Genomic DNA, 16,966 nt, shown 5'->3' with positions numbered 1-16,966 from the left:
TGAATCATGAATTCACTGATCGATCGCCGTCTGAATGGGCGCAATAAAAGCGCTGTCAACCGTGAGCGCTTTTTGCGGCGCTATAAGGATCAGATCCGTAAGGCGGTTCACGGGATGATCCGTGACCGCTCCATTCAGGATATGGATCAAGGCGGAGAGATCAACCTGCCCGCCCGCGATATTTCCGAGCCTAGTTTCCGGCACGGACAGGGCGGCGACCGCGAGATGGTGCACCCGGGCAATCGTGAGTTTGCCAAGGGTGACTCTTTCGACCGGCCGCAAGGCGGGCAGGGCGAGGGCGGCTCCGACCCGGGCGAGGGTGAAGCGGTTGATCAGTTCACCTTCAGCCTGTCCCGGGCGGAGTTCCTGAACCTGTTCTTCGAGGATCTTGAACTGCCGCACCTGGCGCGCAACCAATTGGGCGAAGTCAGCCAAAAGAAGTGGCAACGCGCGGGCTATACGACGACCGGCTCGCCCAGCATGTTGAGCATCAGCCGCACGCTCAAATCGTCATTGGCGCGCCGCGTAGCGCTGAATGTAAAGGCGCGCGCCGATCTGGAAGATGCCGAAGAGGCGTTGGCCAAAGCGTTGGCGGCGGGTGCGCCCGCTGCCGAGATTCGCACCTTGGAGCAAACCGTCGAAGAGTGCCGCGAACGCGTGGCTCGCGTGCCGTTCCTGGACGATCTGGACTTGCGTTACCGCAACCGCGTGTCGGTCTCGATTCCCATGGCGCGCGCGGTCATGTTCTGCCTGATGGATGTGTCCGGGTCCATGGACGAAGGCAAGAAGGATCTGGCCAAGCGCTTCTTTACGTTGTTGTACCTGTTCTTGTCGCGCAAGTACGAGCACGTGGATCTGGTCTTTATCCGTCACACGGACAACGCCGAGGAAGTGGACGAGAAGACCTTCTTCTATGATCCCAAGAGCGGGGGCACCATAGTGTTGTCCGCGCTGGAGCTGATGCGCGAGATTCTGGAAAAGCGCTATCCGCCCTCGGCTTGGAACGTGTATGCGGCCCAGGCCAGCGACGGCGATTCGTTCGGCGCCGACGCGGGCAAGAGCGCGCGGTTCCTGGCCGAGCATCTGTTGCCATCGACGCGTTACTTTGCCTATATCGAGATTCCGGATTCGCAGGAAGCCCGCAAGAGCAGCCTGTGGGCGGAGTATGAACAGAAGCTGGAGCCGCATTTCGCGATGCGGCGCATCTGCGATCGCGGGGAGATCTTTCCCGTGTTCCATGACCTGTTCAAGAAGGAAACCGCATGAATGCCATCGTAGGTGCTCTCGTGGAGCCGGAATCGGCCGGCGGGACTCGGCCGATTTCCCAAGGTTCCGAATGGACGTTCGAACTGATCCAGACCTATGACGACGCGATCTCAAAGGTTGCGGCGGAATACGGCTTGGACACCTATCCGAACCAGATCGAGGTAATCACCTCGGAACAGATGCTGGACGCTTATGCGTCGGCCGGGTTGCCTATCGGGTATCCGCATTGGTCGTACGGCAAGGAGTTCATTCGTAACGAGCAGGGCTACCGGCGCGGCATGCAGGGCTTGGCGTACGAAATCGTCATCAACTCCAATCCTTGTATCTCGTATCTCATGGAAGAAAACTCCATGACGATGCAGGCGCTGGTGATTGCTCATGCGTGCTACGGCCACAACTCGTTTTTCAAAGGCAACTATCTGTTCCGCCAGTGGACGGACGCCGATGGCGTGCTGGACTATCTGGTGTTTGCCCGCAAGTACGTGATGTCCTGCGAAGACCGCTACGGCATCGAAGCGGTCGAGGCCTTGCTGGATTCTTGCCACGCGCTGTCCCACCATGGCGTAGACCGCTACAAGCGGCCGACACCGGTGTCATACAAAGAAGAGGCCGCGCGCCAAGCGGAACGCAAGGAACACGCGCGGCTGCAATACAACGATTTGTGGCGCACCTTGCCGCGTCTGGAAGCAGACAAGGACACTCGCGCCCAAGCCGCGGTATTCCCGCCTGAACCCGAAGAGAACCTGCTGTACTTCATCGAGAAGTACTCGCCCAAGCTGCAACCCTGGCAGAAAGAACTGGTGCGCATCGTGCGCAAGATTGCGCAGTATTTCTATCCCCAGACGCAGACCAAGGTCATGAACGAAGGCTGGGCCACGTTCTGGCACTACACCATCCTGAATCGCCTTCACGAAAAGGGGCTGGTGAACGACGGCTTCATGATGGAGTTCTTGCAAAGCCATACGAACGTGGTCAGTCAGCGCGGCTTTGATGAGCGCGGTTATGGCGGCATCAACCCGTATGCGCTGGGCTTTGCCATGATGACGGACATCCGCCGCATCTGTCAGTCGCCGACGCCCGAGGACCGCCGCTGGTTTCCGGATATCGCGGGCAGTGACTGGTTGAAGACGCTGGACTTCGCGATGCGCAACTTCAAGGATGAGTCTTTTATCTCGCAATACCTGTCGCCGCGTCTGATCCGTGAATTCCGCTTCTTCGCGATCTCGGACCATCAAGCCAATCCGAAGCTGGAAGTCGCTGCCATCCACGATGACGAGGGTTACCGGGACATCCGCCGCCTGCTGGCCGCGCAGCACAACCGCGACAATCAGGTGCCGGATATCCAGGTGGTGCGCTTTAACCGTGACTCCGACCGGTCGCTGGTCTTGCGCCATCTGAAGAGCCGAGGCCGTCCGCTAGCCGGCGACGATGCCGAGCAGGTCATGAAACATCTGGGCCGGCTGTGGGGGTTCAAGGTGCGTCTGGAAGAGACTGAGCCGGACGGCACCGTCAGCGCATACCGGGAACAAGACCCGCCTGCCAACGCTTGAGGCCTGGCAAGAAGTGGGGACGTCCAGTGCGTCCCCTTTTCTTTGCGGGCTTGCTCTGCTGCATTTAATTCTGCTAGAATCGCGGATTCGCAAAATTCGTATCAGTGAAAACGCTAGTAGTATTGGTCGGCGTTGGTAGAAAGCAATAGGGGGTGGCAAGTAATGACCCCATTGAACCTTCATCACTGCTCACGAAAATGCAGAATTAGGACAGGTGGCCGAGCGGTTGAAGGCGCACGCCTGGAAAGCGTGTATACGTGAACAACGTATCGGGGGTTCGAATCCCCCTCTGTCCGCCAAGTTTCCCCCTGAGGTAGCCTCAGGTAGTACATGAAACCCGCACGAGCTAAGGCTGTGCGGGTTTTTTGTCGTCTGAGGGAATCAACGGTGGTCTACCGTCATAGACGAATCCAGATGCCTGTTCTGTACATGAAATACCCTGCGTTGCGGAGAAGATCCGGAGCATGTCGCCCGTGCAGAATGAGCCGGCCCCTAAACGTTGGTCACCGATCCGATCTCTGGTGGGGTTTCTAGCTGCAATGCAATAGCCCCGATCGGAATCTCCGTTTCGGGGCTAAGTTTGGAGCGTACATTTCAGGCCCGAGTTGAAACTCGAAGCTTGTGTTCTTATCCTTATCTTGGCTCTGCCGACGGTTGATTGTCTTGCCGGTAAGTGCGCATGGGATTGATAACCACGTGCTTGACCACGGTGGCCAGCTCCTCGCTGTGATACAGATCCAGGCATTTCAGCAAACTAAATTGGATCCCCTTGATCTCTGCTTCGGCCAGGGGATTGTGATAGTCGCGGGCCAAGTACTTTTCCACCAACGGCGAAACGACCTCGTCATACGCGTGCTTGTCCCAATCGTAGTTGGTCCAGTCTCGAAGGGCGGTGACGCTACTTCCCGCATCCGTAGAGGCTTGTCTATCGTCTTTGTATGCTGTGGCAATGCATTGGGCCAGCACCATGTCCTTGTAGTTCTGGGCGTAAGTACGTGCCCCTGCCTGCGGCGAAGTACGTCCAGCATCATTTGCATGGCTGTAGGATGCAAAAAGCACAAGGATCAGTGACAGGCTGCGAACCAGCGTGATCTTCAAGGCAGGCTCCAGAAGTAAGCGCGCTCAGTACGATAGTTCGCGCCGGGCTCATTGAAATAGCATTGGTCGTAGCACGCACTGCCATTGAACAGCGTCGCGTGTCCTTCGGCATCTGACCAACCGGACACCTCAAACAAGATCAGCCCCTTCTTTCCTGCGAGAGTGCCCCACCAGACGGCTGATACTTCACGATTTCCGCCTTACCCCACCGGCTTTCCAGAAAAGAAATCAGATTCTTGACGCGGTAGAAGTATGACTTCTTATCGGAGCCGGATACGGTTTGTCCCGGCATGTGAGGTATTGACATCCCCGCCTGGTTCAAAATGTAGCTCAACCGCATCGCACATGTATTTTTCCAGCGCACCTTGGGATCGGCGCTGTTGATATTGGTCGCGACTTTTCCACCAATTACTTGACCCACCTTGGCGGCAGAATTGGCGGGGTCATAGATGCGCTGGGATGCTATCCATGCTTGGGCGAAGGTAGGCCGTGCCATGCCTCTTCCTTAGGTTTTGTTGCCTTGCGTTTGAGCATGATTGCCGACGGAAAGGGTACAGATATAGCTTCCCTTTGGCATTAGGCGTCGTCTGAAATGCCGGACCCGCCGGCGGGACATTCTTGCTGAATGCCTGCAAGGCGAAAGGAGCATCATGGCCGCGTATGTCGAGAGGGAAGATCGTGCGCTCTATGTCGACGTCTGATCTAGCCATGGCGATGCTGGCCAGCCGGGCATTGTTGATTGTCTACCTGCGCGGGGGGAAATTCGGCGCTATGAGCTGATGTCTTGCGCGCGCGATGTGCTCGTTCGGCCCGTGGCGTCGTGTTCCGCGCCTGAATCCGTCGTGCTTCCGAGTCGAAGATTCGGATTGTTCTTATTGTTATTGGGCATTGGCTCTCCTAGGATAAATCCGGAATTCTGCGGGCCACGCCCGAATTTCGTCGCCGTTCACCCTCGCGTACCCCGCCCGCCTATCAACCGACAAATACTGCGCGCTTCCCGAGACAGGTGCGCGTTGATGTTCTTCAAGGACGCATGCGCATGCAATGGTTTTTCATGCTGGTTGGATCGGTCTTGGGTTTGATCCTCGATCAGTCGCCAGCCGCCGCTTTGCTCGGAGCCTTGTTAGGCCTGATAGTCTGGCAAACGATCGCGTTGAAGGGCCTGACGCAGCAGTATGAACGGTTGCAGAACGAGTTCTCGGATTTTGCCCAGCGCCTGGGACCCGGCGCGGTAACAACGCATCCATCACCACGACATACAGAGTCCGAGATAGCGCTTGCAAAAGCGCGGTCCACGCATGCCGTCCGTGCTACGGCGCCAGCAGGGGGGGATGAGAGTTCGATCAAGGCCACTCAGAAGCCGGCGATCAAACCATCCGTGGCAATCCTAGAGCGGAATATTCAGTCGCCAGTTCTAGCTGCGCCGGCGATGGCAGACGCAGACGCGATGCCGGCCACTGTGGTGGCTTCGCCCCTCACGCCGTCTCCGCGGCAGGTGGCGGAGCAGTCTGAGACGCCAGGGCCTTCTTTGCTGGATCAGGGTTTTGAGATAGCCAAGTCGTGGCTGCTAGGCGGCAATACGGTGCTGCGGACAGGGGTGGTGCTGCTGTTCATCGGCCTGGCTTTTCTGTTGCGCTACGCCTCCGAGCAAGTCGTGGTGGCTATCGAGCTGCGATATGCCGGGGTAGCGTTGGCCGGTATCGTACTGTTGGGAATTGGTTGGCGGGCGCGGCTGCGAAAAGCCGCTTATGGTTTGATCTTGCAGGGCGCTGGCATCGCGGTGCTGTATCTGACGGCATTCGCTGCAATGCGCCTGCATCCCTTGATTTCGCCCGCTGCCGCGTTCGCGTTGCTGATCGCGGTAACGCTTTGTCTGGCGGCTCTTGCCATTGTGCAGAACGCGATGAGTTTGGCCGTGGTCGCCGTGCTCGGCGGTTTTGCCGCGCCCATCCTGACCTCCAGCGGCAGTGGCAACCACGTGGCGCTGTTCAGTTATTTCGCCTTGCTCAACGCCTGCATCTTTGCGATTGCCTGGTTTCAGGCCTGGCGGCAGCTCAATCTGGTTGGTTTTATTGGAACATTCGGCATCGGTCTCGCCTGGGGCCTTAGGTCGTATACGCCAGAGTTGTTCATCAGCACAGAGCCTTTCCTGCTGTTGTTTTTTCTTATGTATGTGGGCATCGGCTTGCTCTTTGCCCGCCGCAAATTGCGCGATGCGGCCAAGGCGCCGCAAGAGCGCGGGGTCCAGTTGCGATGGTCGGTGCAACAGGCTGATTACGTCGACGCCAGTGTGTTGTTCGGTCCGCCGCTGGCAGGCTTTGGCTTGCAATGCGCGGTGGTGGGGCATCTTGAATTTGGCATGGCCTTCAGTGCCTTGGCGCTGGGTCTGTTTTATCTTGCGCTGGGATGGGTGCTGCGGCGGCGTGCAACAGCCGATCGCACTTGCCTGCTGGTGGAAATTTGTTTGGCACTGGGCGTCGTTTTCAGCACGCTGTCGATTCCGTTGGCGCTTGATGCTCGCTGGACCTCGGCCGCGTGGGCGGTGGAAGGCGCTGCATTCTATTGGCTCGCGCTCAAGCAAGGGCGGAGATTGGCGCGTATGTTCGCCTTGTTGCTGCAAGGTGGCGCTGCTGCGGCGTTTCTGGTGGATATCCAGCTCGCGCAGGAACGCTTGCTGGATGGGTCGCCGCTGGGAGCGCTGATGTTGGGGGCTGCGCTTATGTTCAGTCTGGCTCAACTGCGGCGCGCCGATACAAAACAGTTGTGGGCCTGGGAGACATCCTTGCAGCCGATGTTCGGCTGCGCGGCATTGTTTTTTCTCTATTTGATCGCGCCGCTGTGCTTTGGCGTGAATGCCACCGCGATCATCTGGGCTTTTGCCGGATTGGCCACGCTACACGCAGGTTTGCGATTGGGCGAGCGCAGTTTCCTCGGTTGCGCATTTGTCATCCAATTGCTGGGCGGCACCCTGTTTGCCACGTCACCTATTGGGTTGATGTCGAGCGACGCTTTGCGTCCGCTGGCTCATAGCGGCTTTTGGACCCCCGCGATGTTGGCGCTCGCAGGATTGGCTGGGGCTTGGTGTCTGCATCGTGGCAGCAAGAAACAACAGCAAATGACGAATGGCAGCATAGGGTTGCAATCGATGTCGCGGGTATTGCTGGTTTGGGGCGCTGGCTGGTGGGCGCTGACGGCGTGGTGCGAGGCGAACCAGTTCTTGCCCTACGGTCTGCGGGAACATGCGCTGATCGGATTGGCCTCGCTTAGCGTACTGTGGTGCGCTTGGCTGGCGCGCCGCGAGCAATGGTGCGACATGACGCTGTTCTGCCTGTTGCTGACGCCTGTGGCGGCGCTGGCGCCATTGAACCTATGGCGTTCTGACTATCAGCCATTGGCGAATCTGGGCTGGCTGGCTTGGCTGATGTGGCTGGGCACGCATCTGCTGACATTGCGGGGTTTGGCCCATCTGGCGCCGGTGCGGGCGCTGGGTGCCTCGCATATTCTGGGTTGTTGGCTGCTGCTCGCGGTGTTGGCGCTAGAGGCGCGCTACCTGGTGATGCTGCTGGGGGAACAGCACACCGTGTGGCAGTGGCTGGGGTGGGCGGTAGTGCCGTGCGCGTTCTTGCTGCTGATGAGTTGGGGAAGGCGCATTCCCTGGCCACTTGATGCCTTTTCGCGGGAATACAGGGTTGTCGCCGCGCTGCCAGTCGCATTGGCGCTGTTGGCGTGGTTTTGGCTGGCCAATTTATTAAGTAGCGGCGCAGCGAATCCATTGCCTTATGTGCCCCTGTTCAATCCGCTGGAGCTGGGCCTGTTGACCGCGCTGTTCGTTCTGTATCGCTGGAGCGATCGGATGCTGCCATCCTCGTTCAACCATGCCGAAGCGCTGCGTTTGCTACGCCTAGCTGTGCTGGGCGCGTCTCTGTTCGCAATGCTGACATTGATGGTTTGCCGCGTGGCTCATCATTTCTTCGGCGTGTTTTTCGAGGTCCACGCGTTATACCGCTCACTGCTGGTGCAGGCGGGCCTGTCGCTGCTTTGGACGCTTTGCGCGTTGGTCCTGACAATTCTGGGAAGCAGGCTAAGACGCCGAGACCTGTGGATGGCGGGCGCGGGACTGGTCGCAGTGGTGGTCGTAAAACTGTTCTTCATCGAACTGGGCAATAGCGGCAGCCTGGAGAGGATCATTTCGTTTATTGGGGTGGGCGTTCTGCTGCTGTTGGTCGGCTATTTTTCGCCTTTGCCGCCGCGTCACAAAGAGGTCGAGTTAGATCCCGAAAGCGTCCTCGGCGAGGCTGCATAAGCACGGAATCTATCCAATTCTGTCGAATATCGATGCTCGATTTAAGCCCGCCAAACATGGATTTCACCAAAAATGAGACGAATCCTATCAATTTCCATCAGATCTTCGGTCGGGTCTCGTTGAGCTGGCGTGCTGTCACGGATAGGCTTACCTAAATTCTTATAAAACTGTGTCAGTGGGTAGTTGAGGCGTTGCCGTAACCCTTCGTTGGGGGCCGAAATTGGAACCCGTCGATGTTCACAGCGTGCGATATCAGGGTGTGCGCGCTGTGGGACCGGTTCACTGCTCGCTGACAAAATAATGTGGAGATGACGTGGTTGGTTTCATTCGAGTAGTACTGGCAGACGCACACCCGGTCTGCGTCAAAGGGGTGCAAGTTGAGCTATCGATGGACGGCGTGGCGAGAGTCGTGGGCAGCGCCTTTGACTCGACGCAGCTGTTCGATGTGTTGGAGCATCACGAGTGTGATGTGCTTGTGAGCGACTACGCGCTACCAGGCACTGACTTCGGTGATGGTCTGAGCATGTTCGAACACATACAGCAGCGCTATCCTGCTCTAGGGCTGGTGGTGTTGACGTCAATCGACAATCCCATGGCATTGCGGGCGTTGGAGTTGCGGGGCGTTCGCGCAATCGTCAGCAAGCGCGACTTGCCCGAACACTTGCGTCAGGCTTTGCGCGCCGCATCTCGGGGAGGCGCTTACCGGTCTCCCCGGATCAGGGAAGCGTTAGGTGGCGGCGCCGGTTCCGCTTGCGCCACACCGCCCGTTGCGCTGACCGGACGCGAAGTGGAAGTCGTTCGCCTGTTTGCGTCGGGATATTCGCTGGGTGAGATTGCTGAAAAATTCAGGCGCAGCAAGAAGGCCATTAGCGCTCAAAAGCGTGCGGCCATGCGCAAGTTGAATGTGCGCAATGATATGGATCTACTCAGCTACGGTCTTCAGAATGGTCTAGCTGCTTGATGTTCGACAGTGCCTGTATCCGATTGATGTTCCAGGCATCTTGAATGGCGGGCGCATGCAATGCGCCCGCCATTTTTCATATCACGCTTTAGTGGTGGAACCCGCCTGACTCGTCTTGTTGACCCTGCACCGACACCGGATGCGACGCAAAATAATCCAGGCTGCGGCGGAAGTCCTCGATCAACAAGGCCCCCATGTCGCGGCTTACGCCATGTCGAACCAGAATGCGCTGGATGACAAGATCCTGGCGGTTTGCGGGCATTGAGTACGCCGGCACTTGCCAGCCACGCGAACGCAGGCGGTCAGCCAGGTCATAGAGGTTGAAGCCTGGGTTCTTTTGGCCCTCTTTCAACTTCCAGCACAGTGCGGGAATGCCTTTGTTGGGGTCTCCGTCGAAGAGGATTTCGAAGGGTCCGAGTTTTTCAATTTCTTGAGCCAAATAACGAGCCGTGTCGTAGCAAGCGGTTTGGACCTGGCGATAGCCCTCCTTGCCGAGGCGCAAAAAGTTGTAGTACTGCGCCACGATCTGGCCGCCAGGACGCGAAAAATTCAACGCAAATGTGGGCATGTTGCCGCCCAGGTAATTGACGTTGAAAATCAGTTCTTCTGGCAGGTGCGCGGCATCGCGCCAAATGATCCAACCCACGCCCAATGGCGCCAGGCCGAACTTATGGCCTGATGTATTGATGGACACCACGCGCGGCAGACGGAAGTCCCATTGCAAGTCGGGTGCGCAGAAGGGGGCAAGGAAGCCGCCGCTTGCGCCATCCACGTGAATTGGCACGTCCAGTCCGGTGTCTTTCGCTAGCTTGTCCAGCGCGTCATGCACCGCCTTGACGGGTTCATATTCGCAGGTGAAGGTTACGCCCAGCGTCGGCACGACGCCTATGGTGTTTTCATCGACCCGCTTGATGACCTCGGCAGGGTCCATGATGAGACGCCCATTCTCCATGGGAATCTCGCGCAGTTCCACATCGAAATAACGCGCGAACTTGTGCCAGCAAATCTGGACGGGACCGCAGATCATGTTGGGTTTGTCGGTGGGCAAGCCAGCTGCCTGGCGCTTTTTGCGCCATGCCCATTTCAGCGCCAGTCCACCCAGCATGGCGGCTTCCGAAGAACCGGTGGTCGAGCAACCCAAGGTGTTCGCGGCATCCGGCGAATGCCACAGGTCTGCCAGCATGTGGACGCAGCGCGCCTCGATTTCTGCGGTCTGGGGATACTCGTCCTTGTCGATCATATTTTTATCGATCGACTCGTCCATCAACTTATGCACTTCTTCGTCCACCCAGGTCTGGCAGAAGGTGGCCAGATTCTGCCGCGAGTTGCCGTCCAGCATGAGCTCATCATGGACGACCTGATACGCGTGACGAGGGGCGTGCTCTTGCGTCGGAAACTTGTACTTGGGCATGGCCACCGAAAGATCGGTGGATGCGTAGACATCATCAAAGAGATGATGACGTACAGCGTTTTTGGCGTGCAGTGGCATAACTATCCTTCATGATCCGTCGGACAAACACGAGCTGCTGTCCAGCTTAGAGGGGCGGGAGGCACTGGCATGGGAACGGCTGTTCCTTGGCCAGTGCCGTCCAGTCCGGCAAGGAGCGGGGACGCGCCTTACTTCTTGGCCTTGGCCCAGGTTTGCACCAGCGCGTCGCGCAACGCAATCTTGGGATTTTCCTTGCAGTAAGTCAGTACTGCCGGCTTGATCTTGGTGATGCCTTCGACATCCAGCACGGCCTCTTCGGGCTTGCCCTGACGGTTGATGGCTTCAGCGAAACCCAGCGCGGTGGGCTGGGTCGTTTCATCAACCTCCAGATAGTCGCTGCAAAGCCACAAGGCCACGGGCTTTTTCGTGTCGGCGTGGGCCAGTCCGGAAACGGCGGCCAAACCCACGATGCCAAGTGCGCAAAGTGCTCTCTTCATTTGCATTTCTCCGATCTGTTGAATCAGCTACGCTCCAGGACAGAAAGCACTGACACGGATGGAGCTGTTCGCGTGTCAGGCCAAACGGCACAATCTCACATGCTCAAGCGGCGTAAAGGTTGTAGTCCATGGCTTTCGCCACTGCGGCCACCATCAGTTGGCCGCGCACGCTATTGCCAACCGGATCAAGGGGCGGCGAAAACGCAGCAATGCCCATCACGCCAGGAACCACGCACAAAATGCCGCCGCCCACACCACTTTTTGCTGGCAGCCCCACCGTGTAAGCCCAGTCGCCGGAGCTGCCATACATGCCTTCCATGGTCATCTCAGCCAGCACATACCGCGTATGCCCTTCATGCAGGACTTTGTCTTTCGTAATGGGGTTGATGCCCTTGCCGGCAAGCGTGGCCCCCATGGTTGCCAGCTGTGTGGTGGTAATCAGGGTGGAACATTGCCGCGTATAAACATCGCAGGCCTCCATCGGATCGCAATACATGGCGTCGGCGGAATACAGCAACCAGGCGATCGCGCGGTTGTGTGCGTTGGTTGTCTGTTCTGATTGATTGACGTCGTTGGATAGCTCAATTTTCGCGCCCGCCAGCGCGGATTGCATAGCCAGAATCCGCTGCCAACGTTCTTCGACTGAATTTGCCTGCACCAGACTGACTGTGGACATTGCGCCAGCGTTGACCAAGGGGGATAGAGGTTTGCCGTTGTGCAATTCCAGCGCGATGACGGAATTGAAAGGCAGACCGGTCGGGTCGGCGCCGACCTTTTCCTGTACAGCATCGGCGCCGACATCATCCAGTGCCAAAGCCAGCGTGCACGCTTTGGATATCGATTCGATGGCAAACTGAAAATCCGAATCGCCGGCGGCGATGATGTCGCCATTTACCGTCACCGCTGCTACTGCGGACAAGGTCGACGGGACGTTGGCCAGATAGGGGATATAGCTGGCGTTTTCGCCGCCCGCCGCGGTGTGGTGCTGGTCGTACGCAGTTTGCACGGCGTGCCTGAGCATCGCGAGATCTATTGCCATGGGAAGCTCCAGAAACGAGGGGATTCGATGTGTTGAATCCCCCGTGGCATGCATCAGGATTTAGAAATGGGAGGCAGGCTCGTTTTACCCAGTCCTGATGACAGGCCCGCAGGTTGCGCGCTCAAGGCCGGGTCCCCTACACCGGTTTGCCAAGTGAATGGCGCAAAGTCGCTGTTCTCCGCCCGCCACGAAGGTTTTCTGACCATGTAGATCAAAAATGGCAGGATGCAAAAGAACAGCGTCAGCGCCACGAGTATGCCGACATACATCGTCGGGCTGCCCACTGAAATCTGGCTGGGGGGGATGAAACTGAACACAAAGGCCAGTAGCGATCCTATGAAGCCCGCGCCTCCAATAATCCACATCCCAAAGTTGCCGCCAGGAATACGGTAGGGGCGGGCGCGCGTCGGCTGGCTGTGCCGCAGGTAGAGAGCCGCGGCGAACATCAGCAAATACATGACCAGGTACAGAATCACGGTCAGTTGGCTAAGCATCTGGTAGACCGCTTGCACGGACGGCAGCACCACGAAAAGTACGGCAAGCAGACTGACCAGCGTGGCCTGTAGCAACAGGATGTGCGTGGCCATGCCATGCGCATTCGTGTGTTGCCACCAACGGGGCAGGTAGCCCGCTTTGGCGACAACGAGCAACCCCGATGAGGGGCCAGCAACCCACGTTACGACGCCTGCCAATACGCCGATGGCCAACGCGACTGCGGTGACCGGACCCAGCCATTCAAGTCCTGCCCACTTGAACATATCGTCGTAGGCAACCAGCAGACTTTGGGTCAGGTTGATGTCGGCCTGCGGGATCACAAATGCAATGGCCAGCGTGCCAAGTACAAATATCAGCACTGTGCCTAACGCCGACAGCATGATGGCGATGGGGTAATTGCGCTTCGGGTTGTCGACTTCGGTGACGTGGATGGCGTTCATCTCCATCCCCGCGTAGAACAGGAAGATGCTTGCGGCCAACACCACGTTGTCAAAATTGGTGAAGTCGGGCACGACCTGATCCCAGGACAATTGAATCTGCGGCGTGTTGCCCGCGAACAGATAGGAAAAGCCCAGAACAATCAGAATCGTGGCCGGAATAATGGTGCCGATGATTCCACCCCATTTGGAAACCTTTGCAAAGGTCTCCACGCCGCGGAACGCAATGAAGGTCGCTAACCAGTAGACCGCAAGGACGATGGCCAGGATAAAGAATTTGTTGGCTGAAAGCGCCTCGTCCCAGCGTTGATCCGGTCCAATAAAAGCCAGTGACACTGCGGCAAACGTGAGCGCCGTGGGAAACCACACCGTCACTTCTATCCAGAGCATGAACATGGCCAAAAATGCGAGTTTTGGCCCGAAGGCTTCTCCCACCCACCGGAAAATTCCGCCCTTTTCCGACCAGCCTGTAGCCAGTTCGGCGGCGACCAGGGATACAGGGATGAGGAAAAATACCGCAGCAAACAGATAGTAGAAAACGGAACTCAGACCGTATTCGGCTTCAGCGGGAAGGCCTCTGAGGCTGACCACCGCGACGATATTCATAATCGCCACAGTACCGATGCCAAGCTTTTTTGACGTTGCCAGGGGTGGCGTGTTGCGAGTGTGCGTATCAGACATGGATCACCGTAATTAGGTAGGCACTAAGCCTGTCAAACGGAAAGTCAACGAATTACACAAAACACACTGACCTGCTGGCGATGCGCCGCAGCTCAACATTCAAAAGTAGGAGATGTATCGGTCAGCTCGCTTGTAGGCTGCCGTCGTTCGCAAGCCGAAGGAAGTAGGACATTTGGATCAGTCCTGTTCGGCATGTAAGTGAGGATGTCTAATCTTAGGAAGAATAATTCTCAGACGGCCGATATTGTTTAGTAATTCTTAGCCGCTAAAGCTATCGAAAGTTATCGGTTCAGTATGAAATGTGAAACGATTGGATATGTTTCTCCGCTCTGAAATATATTGATATATTTCAACAGATATCTGCACTGAGCCGTATTTGGATTTAATCCCGTGAATGGCCTTTATTGCGCGACTTGCGTTTGATTTGCACACCATCGAGCTGCGTGGCGCGGCGTGCGTCCAGCGTTGGCCGTAGCACTTCCAGAAAATGCCGAGTCGACACCGATGGCCGGGCGCGGCTGCGCTGTATCAGCGAGATCTGGTGCACGGTGGGCGATACCCCAGCGATTGCGATTGTGTGCATGCCCCATTGTTCGGCGATGGCCGCCGCGTAGCCTGGCACGATCAACAAGCCAGCGCCGCAGCGCACCAAGCCGAGAGCAGCCGTTAGCGTTCCGGCCTCGATGGCGCTGGGCAAGGTCACGCCGCGATGAGCCAGAATCAGGTCCAAGCTGCGTCGGACACTGTAGAAGTTGCGCAGCGAAATGTGGTTCCACGCGGCCAGTTCGTCCAGCGCGACCGAGGCGCGGCGGATCAGCGGGTGGCCGGGGTTGACCACCACATACATGCCATCTTCCAGCACCACTTCGCTCTGAATGCCGGGAATGCGCATATCGATTGCGCCCAAACCAAAATCAACCGTGCCTGCCCGAACACTTTCCACGGTGTCATCAGTGGATAACTCGTGCAGCTCGAATTGAATGCCAGGGTGCCGCGTCCGATAGTCCGCGATGACCTGGGCGAGCAGGCCGTAAATCATCAGGGGTGACGCTGCGATGCTGACCTTGCCACGGTCTAGCGAGATCAGTTCCTCGACGCTGCGTGTCGCCGTTTGCATGGTGGCAACCACGTCTACGGCGAAGGCATGGAATTCACGCGCGGCGTCGTTGGGAGTGACGCGGCGCGTGGTTCGGTCAAACAGCACCAGGTTCAGTTGCGATTCCAGCTCGGCGATCATTTTGCTGGCCGCCGACTGCGTCACATGAAGTCTCGCGGCGGCCGCTGTAAAGCTGCCGGTTTCAAACAGTTCGAGGAATATGCGCAGTTGCCGGAAAGAGATATTCATTCCACTATGGACTGAGTGAAGTCTAAGAATTCCATTGTCTCATCAATAGGGCCAAACCTATGATCCCTCGCATCTATCCAGCGAGGCTTCCATGCAGACCCAGACTCCGCAATGCCATATTGAACGACGCGCCGAAGGCGTAGTCGCTATCACCTTTGACAACGGCCGCTTGAACTTGCTGACCTCAGAGGCCGCAGCGATCTACACGGCAACGCTGCGCGATCTTGCTCGTGATGACAGCATCCGGCTGTTGATCGTGCAGGGCGGCGCCGCTGCGTTCCTGGGCGGCGCTGACATCAAGTTCTTGAAGGATGCTGGCAAGGCTGACATTGATGCCTACATACGCGGCGTCTACGCGCTGTGCGAGCAACTGCGCGATCTGCCATTTCCAACCATGTCGATCATCTCTGGCTACTGCCTGGGAGCTGGCATGGAAGTGGCCGCTGTTTGCGACATCAAGGTCGCAAGCGGGGATGCGAAGTTTGGGATGCCGGAAGTGAAGCTGGGTGTGCCGTCGGTGATCCATGGCGCCATGCTGCCAGGCATGATCGGCTGGACTCGCACCCGAGACCTGCTACTGAGCGGCCGCATGATAGGCGCGCAGCAGGCGTGCGACTGGGGATTGATTTCGGACGTGGCGGGCGAGGGCGGGCTCGCGCAATGCGCAGCGGCCTGGCAGAAAGAGCTGCTGGAAGGCGGCCCGCACGCGATGCGTATTCAGAAAAAGCTGATTCGCGATTGGGAACGCTTGCCGCTGGCGGAAGCAATATCGATCGGCATAGACGCCTTGGTGTCGGCGTACGAGACCGACGAACCCAAACGGTACATGGAAGCCTTTCTGCTGCACCGCAAGCGCGCCTGACGCCCAGCCGCCAAAGAGGAGACAAAAAAATGAATCAGAAATTACGCATTAAAAATTGGGTGGCAGGCGCATGCGCCGTGTTCATTACCGCAATGACGCACGCTGCGGACTATCCTTCCCAGCCCATCACCCTGGTTGTGCCGTTCGCCGCGGGCGGCATGACGGATGTGCTGGCGCGGCAATTGGCCAAGACGCTGCAAGGTGAATTCAAGCAGCCAGTGGTCGTCGACAACCGCACGGGCGCGGGTGGCGTTATTGGCGCTGAGAAGGTGGCGCGCGCAACGGGTGATGGATACACGCTGCTGGTCACGACAACCGCGCATGTCGTGAATCCTGCCGTCACCAAGCAGCTGCCCTACGATACCGAAAAGGATTTCACCCCAATTGCGATGTTGGCGCGTACGCCTAACGTGTTGGTCGTGAACCCCACGGTACCGGCGGCGAATCTCCAGGAGCTGCTGGCCTACGCCCGGCGTTCGGGCAGCCTGAGCTATGGCTCATCCGGCGTGGGCGGCACGACTCATCTGTCGGGCGAACTGCTGGCCAGCCGTAGCGGCGCCCCGCTATTGCATGTGCCCTACAAGGGCACGGCGCTGGCGTTGAACGATCTGTTGGGTGGACAGATTCAGGCGTCGTTCGTGGATGCGTTGACCGCCATCAAGTATGTGCAGAGCGGCAAGCTGCGCGCCATCGCTGTGTCCACGCGCGACCGCAATCCCATGCTGCCCGCTGTGCCCACGGTGGCCGAGCAAGGCGTGGACGGCTACGAAACAGAAATCTGGATCGGCTTTTATGCGCCTGCCGGCACGCCGCCTGCGCTGATCGACCGGTTGAACTCGCTTGCGCGAACATCGATGCACGAGCCGGTCTTTGTCAAACTGCTTGCCGAACAGGGCACGACACCGGGCGAGCTGGATGCGCCCCGCTTTCGGGAGTATGTGAGCGCCGAGATTCGCAAGTGGGGCGATATCGTGCGTGACGCGCACATCGTGGTGCAGTGACA

13 protein-coding genes and 1 tRNA gene are annotated in these 16,966 nt (G+C 58.0%); 7 read left to right on the top strand and 7 right to left on the bottom strand.

Annotation, left to right across the window (positions count from 1 at the left end; all coding sequences use genetic code 11):
- Window positions 1-6 precede the first annotated feature (6 nt).
- The 3 genes from RAS12_RS18670 (at window position 7) to RAS12_RS18660 (ending at window position 3,115) form a co-directional block, all read left to right on the top strand.
- Window positions 7-1,266: a YeaH/YhbH family protein gene (locus tag RAS12_RS18670; protein WP_306937949.1), complete on the top strand. Its 1,260-nt coding sequence runs from the start codon at window positions 7-9 to the stop codon at window positions 1,264-1,266.
- Window positions 1,263-2,816 carry a SpoVR family protein gene (locus RAS12_RS18665; RefSeq protein ID WP_306937947.1) on the top strand — a complete coding sequence of 518 codons (1,554 nt, stop codon included), beginning with the start codon at window positions 1,263-1,265 and terminating at the stop codon, window positions 2,814-2,816. The genes RAS12_RS18670 and RAS12_RS18665 overlap by 4 nt, the downstream gene beginning before the upstream one ends.
- 208 nt (window positions 2,817-3,024) lie before the next feature.
- Window positions 3,025-3,115: transfer RNA gene (locus RAS12_RS18660), tRNA-Ser, on the top strand.
- Between the two features lie 334 nt (window positions 3,116-3,449).
- On the opposite strand, the gene RAS12_RS18655 is transcribed toward RAS12_RS18660, so the two are convergent.
- Together RAS12_RS18655 and RAS12_RS18645 are read right to left on the bottom strand one after the other, a co-directional pair.
- A complete protein-coding gene (locus RAS12_RS18655; RefSeq protein WP_306937946.1) occupies window positions 3,450-3,914 on the bottom strand; it encodes a type VI secretion system amidase immunity protein Tai4 in 465 nt (154 codons plus the stop codon).
- A 139-nt stretch (window positions 3,915-4,053) separates the two neighbouring features.
- A complete protein-coding gene (locus RAS12_RS18645) occupies window positions 4,054-4,410 on the bottom strand; it encodes a T6SS effector amidase Tae4 family protein (RefSeq protein WP_306937945.1) in 357 nt (118 codons plus the stop codon).
- Between the two features lie 543 nt (window positions 4,411-4,953).
- On the opposite strand from RAS12_RS18645, the gene RAS12_RS18640 reads away from it, so the two are divergent.
- Together RAS12_RS18640 and RAS12_RS18635 are read left to right on the top strand one after the other, a co-directional pair.
- The gene (locus RAS12_RS18640; protein ID WP_306937941.1) at window positions 4,954-8,217 is read left to right on the top strand and encodes a DUF2339 domain-containing protein; all 3,264 of its coding nucleotides are present in this window, start codon (window positions 4,954-4,956) and stop codon (window positions 8,215-8,217) included.
- Window positions 8,218-8,530: 313 nt separating this feature from the next.
- The gene (locus RAS12_RS18635) at window positions 8,531-9,178 is read left to right on the top strand and encodes a response regulator (protein WP_306937938.1); all 648 of its coding nucleotides are present in this window, start codon (window positions 8,531-8,533) and stop codon (window positions 9,176-9,178) included.
- Window positions 9,179-9,266: 88 nt separating this feature from the next.
- Here the strand turns inward: RAS12_RS18635 and gad are convergent, their stop codons facing one another.
- The 5 genes from gad to RAS12_RS18610 form a co-directional block, all read right to left on the bottom strand.
- A complete protein-coding gene (gene gad, locus RAS12_RS18630; RefSeq protein WP_306937936.1) occupies window positions 9,267-10,667 on the bottom strand; it encodes a glutamate decarboxylase in 1,401 nt (466 codons plus the stop codon).
- Window positions 10,668-10,795: 128 nt separating this feature from the next.
- Window positions 10,796-11,104 carry an acid-activated periplasmic chaperone HdeA gene (gene hdeA, locus RAS12_RS18625; protein WP_306937934.1) on the bottom strand — a complete coding sequence of 103 codons (309 nt, stop codon included), beginning with the start codon at window positions 11,102-11,104 and terminating at the stop codon, window positions 10,796-10,798.
- A 103-nt stretch (window positions 11,105-11,207) separates the two neighbouring features.
- Window positions 11,208-12,143 (bottom strand): glutaminase A, encoded by a 936-nt coding sequence (gene glsA, locus RAS12_RS18620; protein WP_306937932.1) that lies wholly within the window; start codon window positions 12,141-12,143, stop codon window positions 11,208-11,210.
- 53 nt (window positions 12,144-12,196) lie between these two features.
- Entirely contained in the window at window positions 12,197-13,756 is a 1,560-nt protein-coding gene (gadC, locus tag RAS12_RS18615) for a glutamine/gamma-aminobutyrate antiporter GadC (protein ID WP_306937931.1), read from the bottom strand.
- A 382-nt stretch (window positions 13,757-14,138) separates the two neighbouring features.
- The gene (locus RAS12_RS18610; protein WP_306937930.1) at window positions 14,139-15,101 is read right to left on the bottom strand and encodes a LysR family transcriptional regulator; all 963 of its coding nucleotides are present in this window, start codon (window positions 15,099-15,101) and stop codon (window positions 14,139-14,141) included.
- 91 nt (window positions 15,102-15,192) lie between these two features.
- Between RAS12_RS18610 and RAS12_RS18605 the strand changes: the two genes are divergently transcribed.
- Window positions 15,193-15,963, top strand: a complete 771-nt coding sequence (locus RAS12_RS18605) for an enoyl-CoA hydratase-related protein (RefSeq protein ID WP_306937929.1) — start codon at window positions 15,193-15,195, stop codon at window positions 15,961-15,963.
- Window positions 15,964-15,992: 29 nt separating this feature from the next.
- On the top strand, window positions 15,993-16,964 hold the full coding sequence (locus RAS12_RS18600) for a Bug family tripartite tricarboxylate transporter substrate binding protein (protein ID WP_306937927.1): 972 nt from the start codon (window positions 15,993-15,995) through the stop codon (window positions 16,962-16,964).
- Window positions 16,965-16,966 lie beyond the last annotated feature (2 nt).

Source organism: Achromobacter seleniivolatilans, from assembly GCF_030864005.1.
GTDB lineage: Bacteria > Pseudomonadota > Gammaproteobacteria > Burkholderiales > Burkholderiaceae_B > Achromobacter > Achromobacter seleniivolatilans.
The sequence above is the reverse complement of the archived record's forward strand: the minus strand, read 5'-3'. Positions and strand labels throughout refer to the sequence as shown.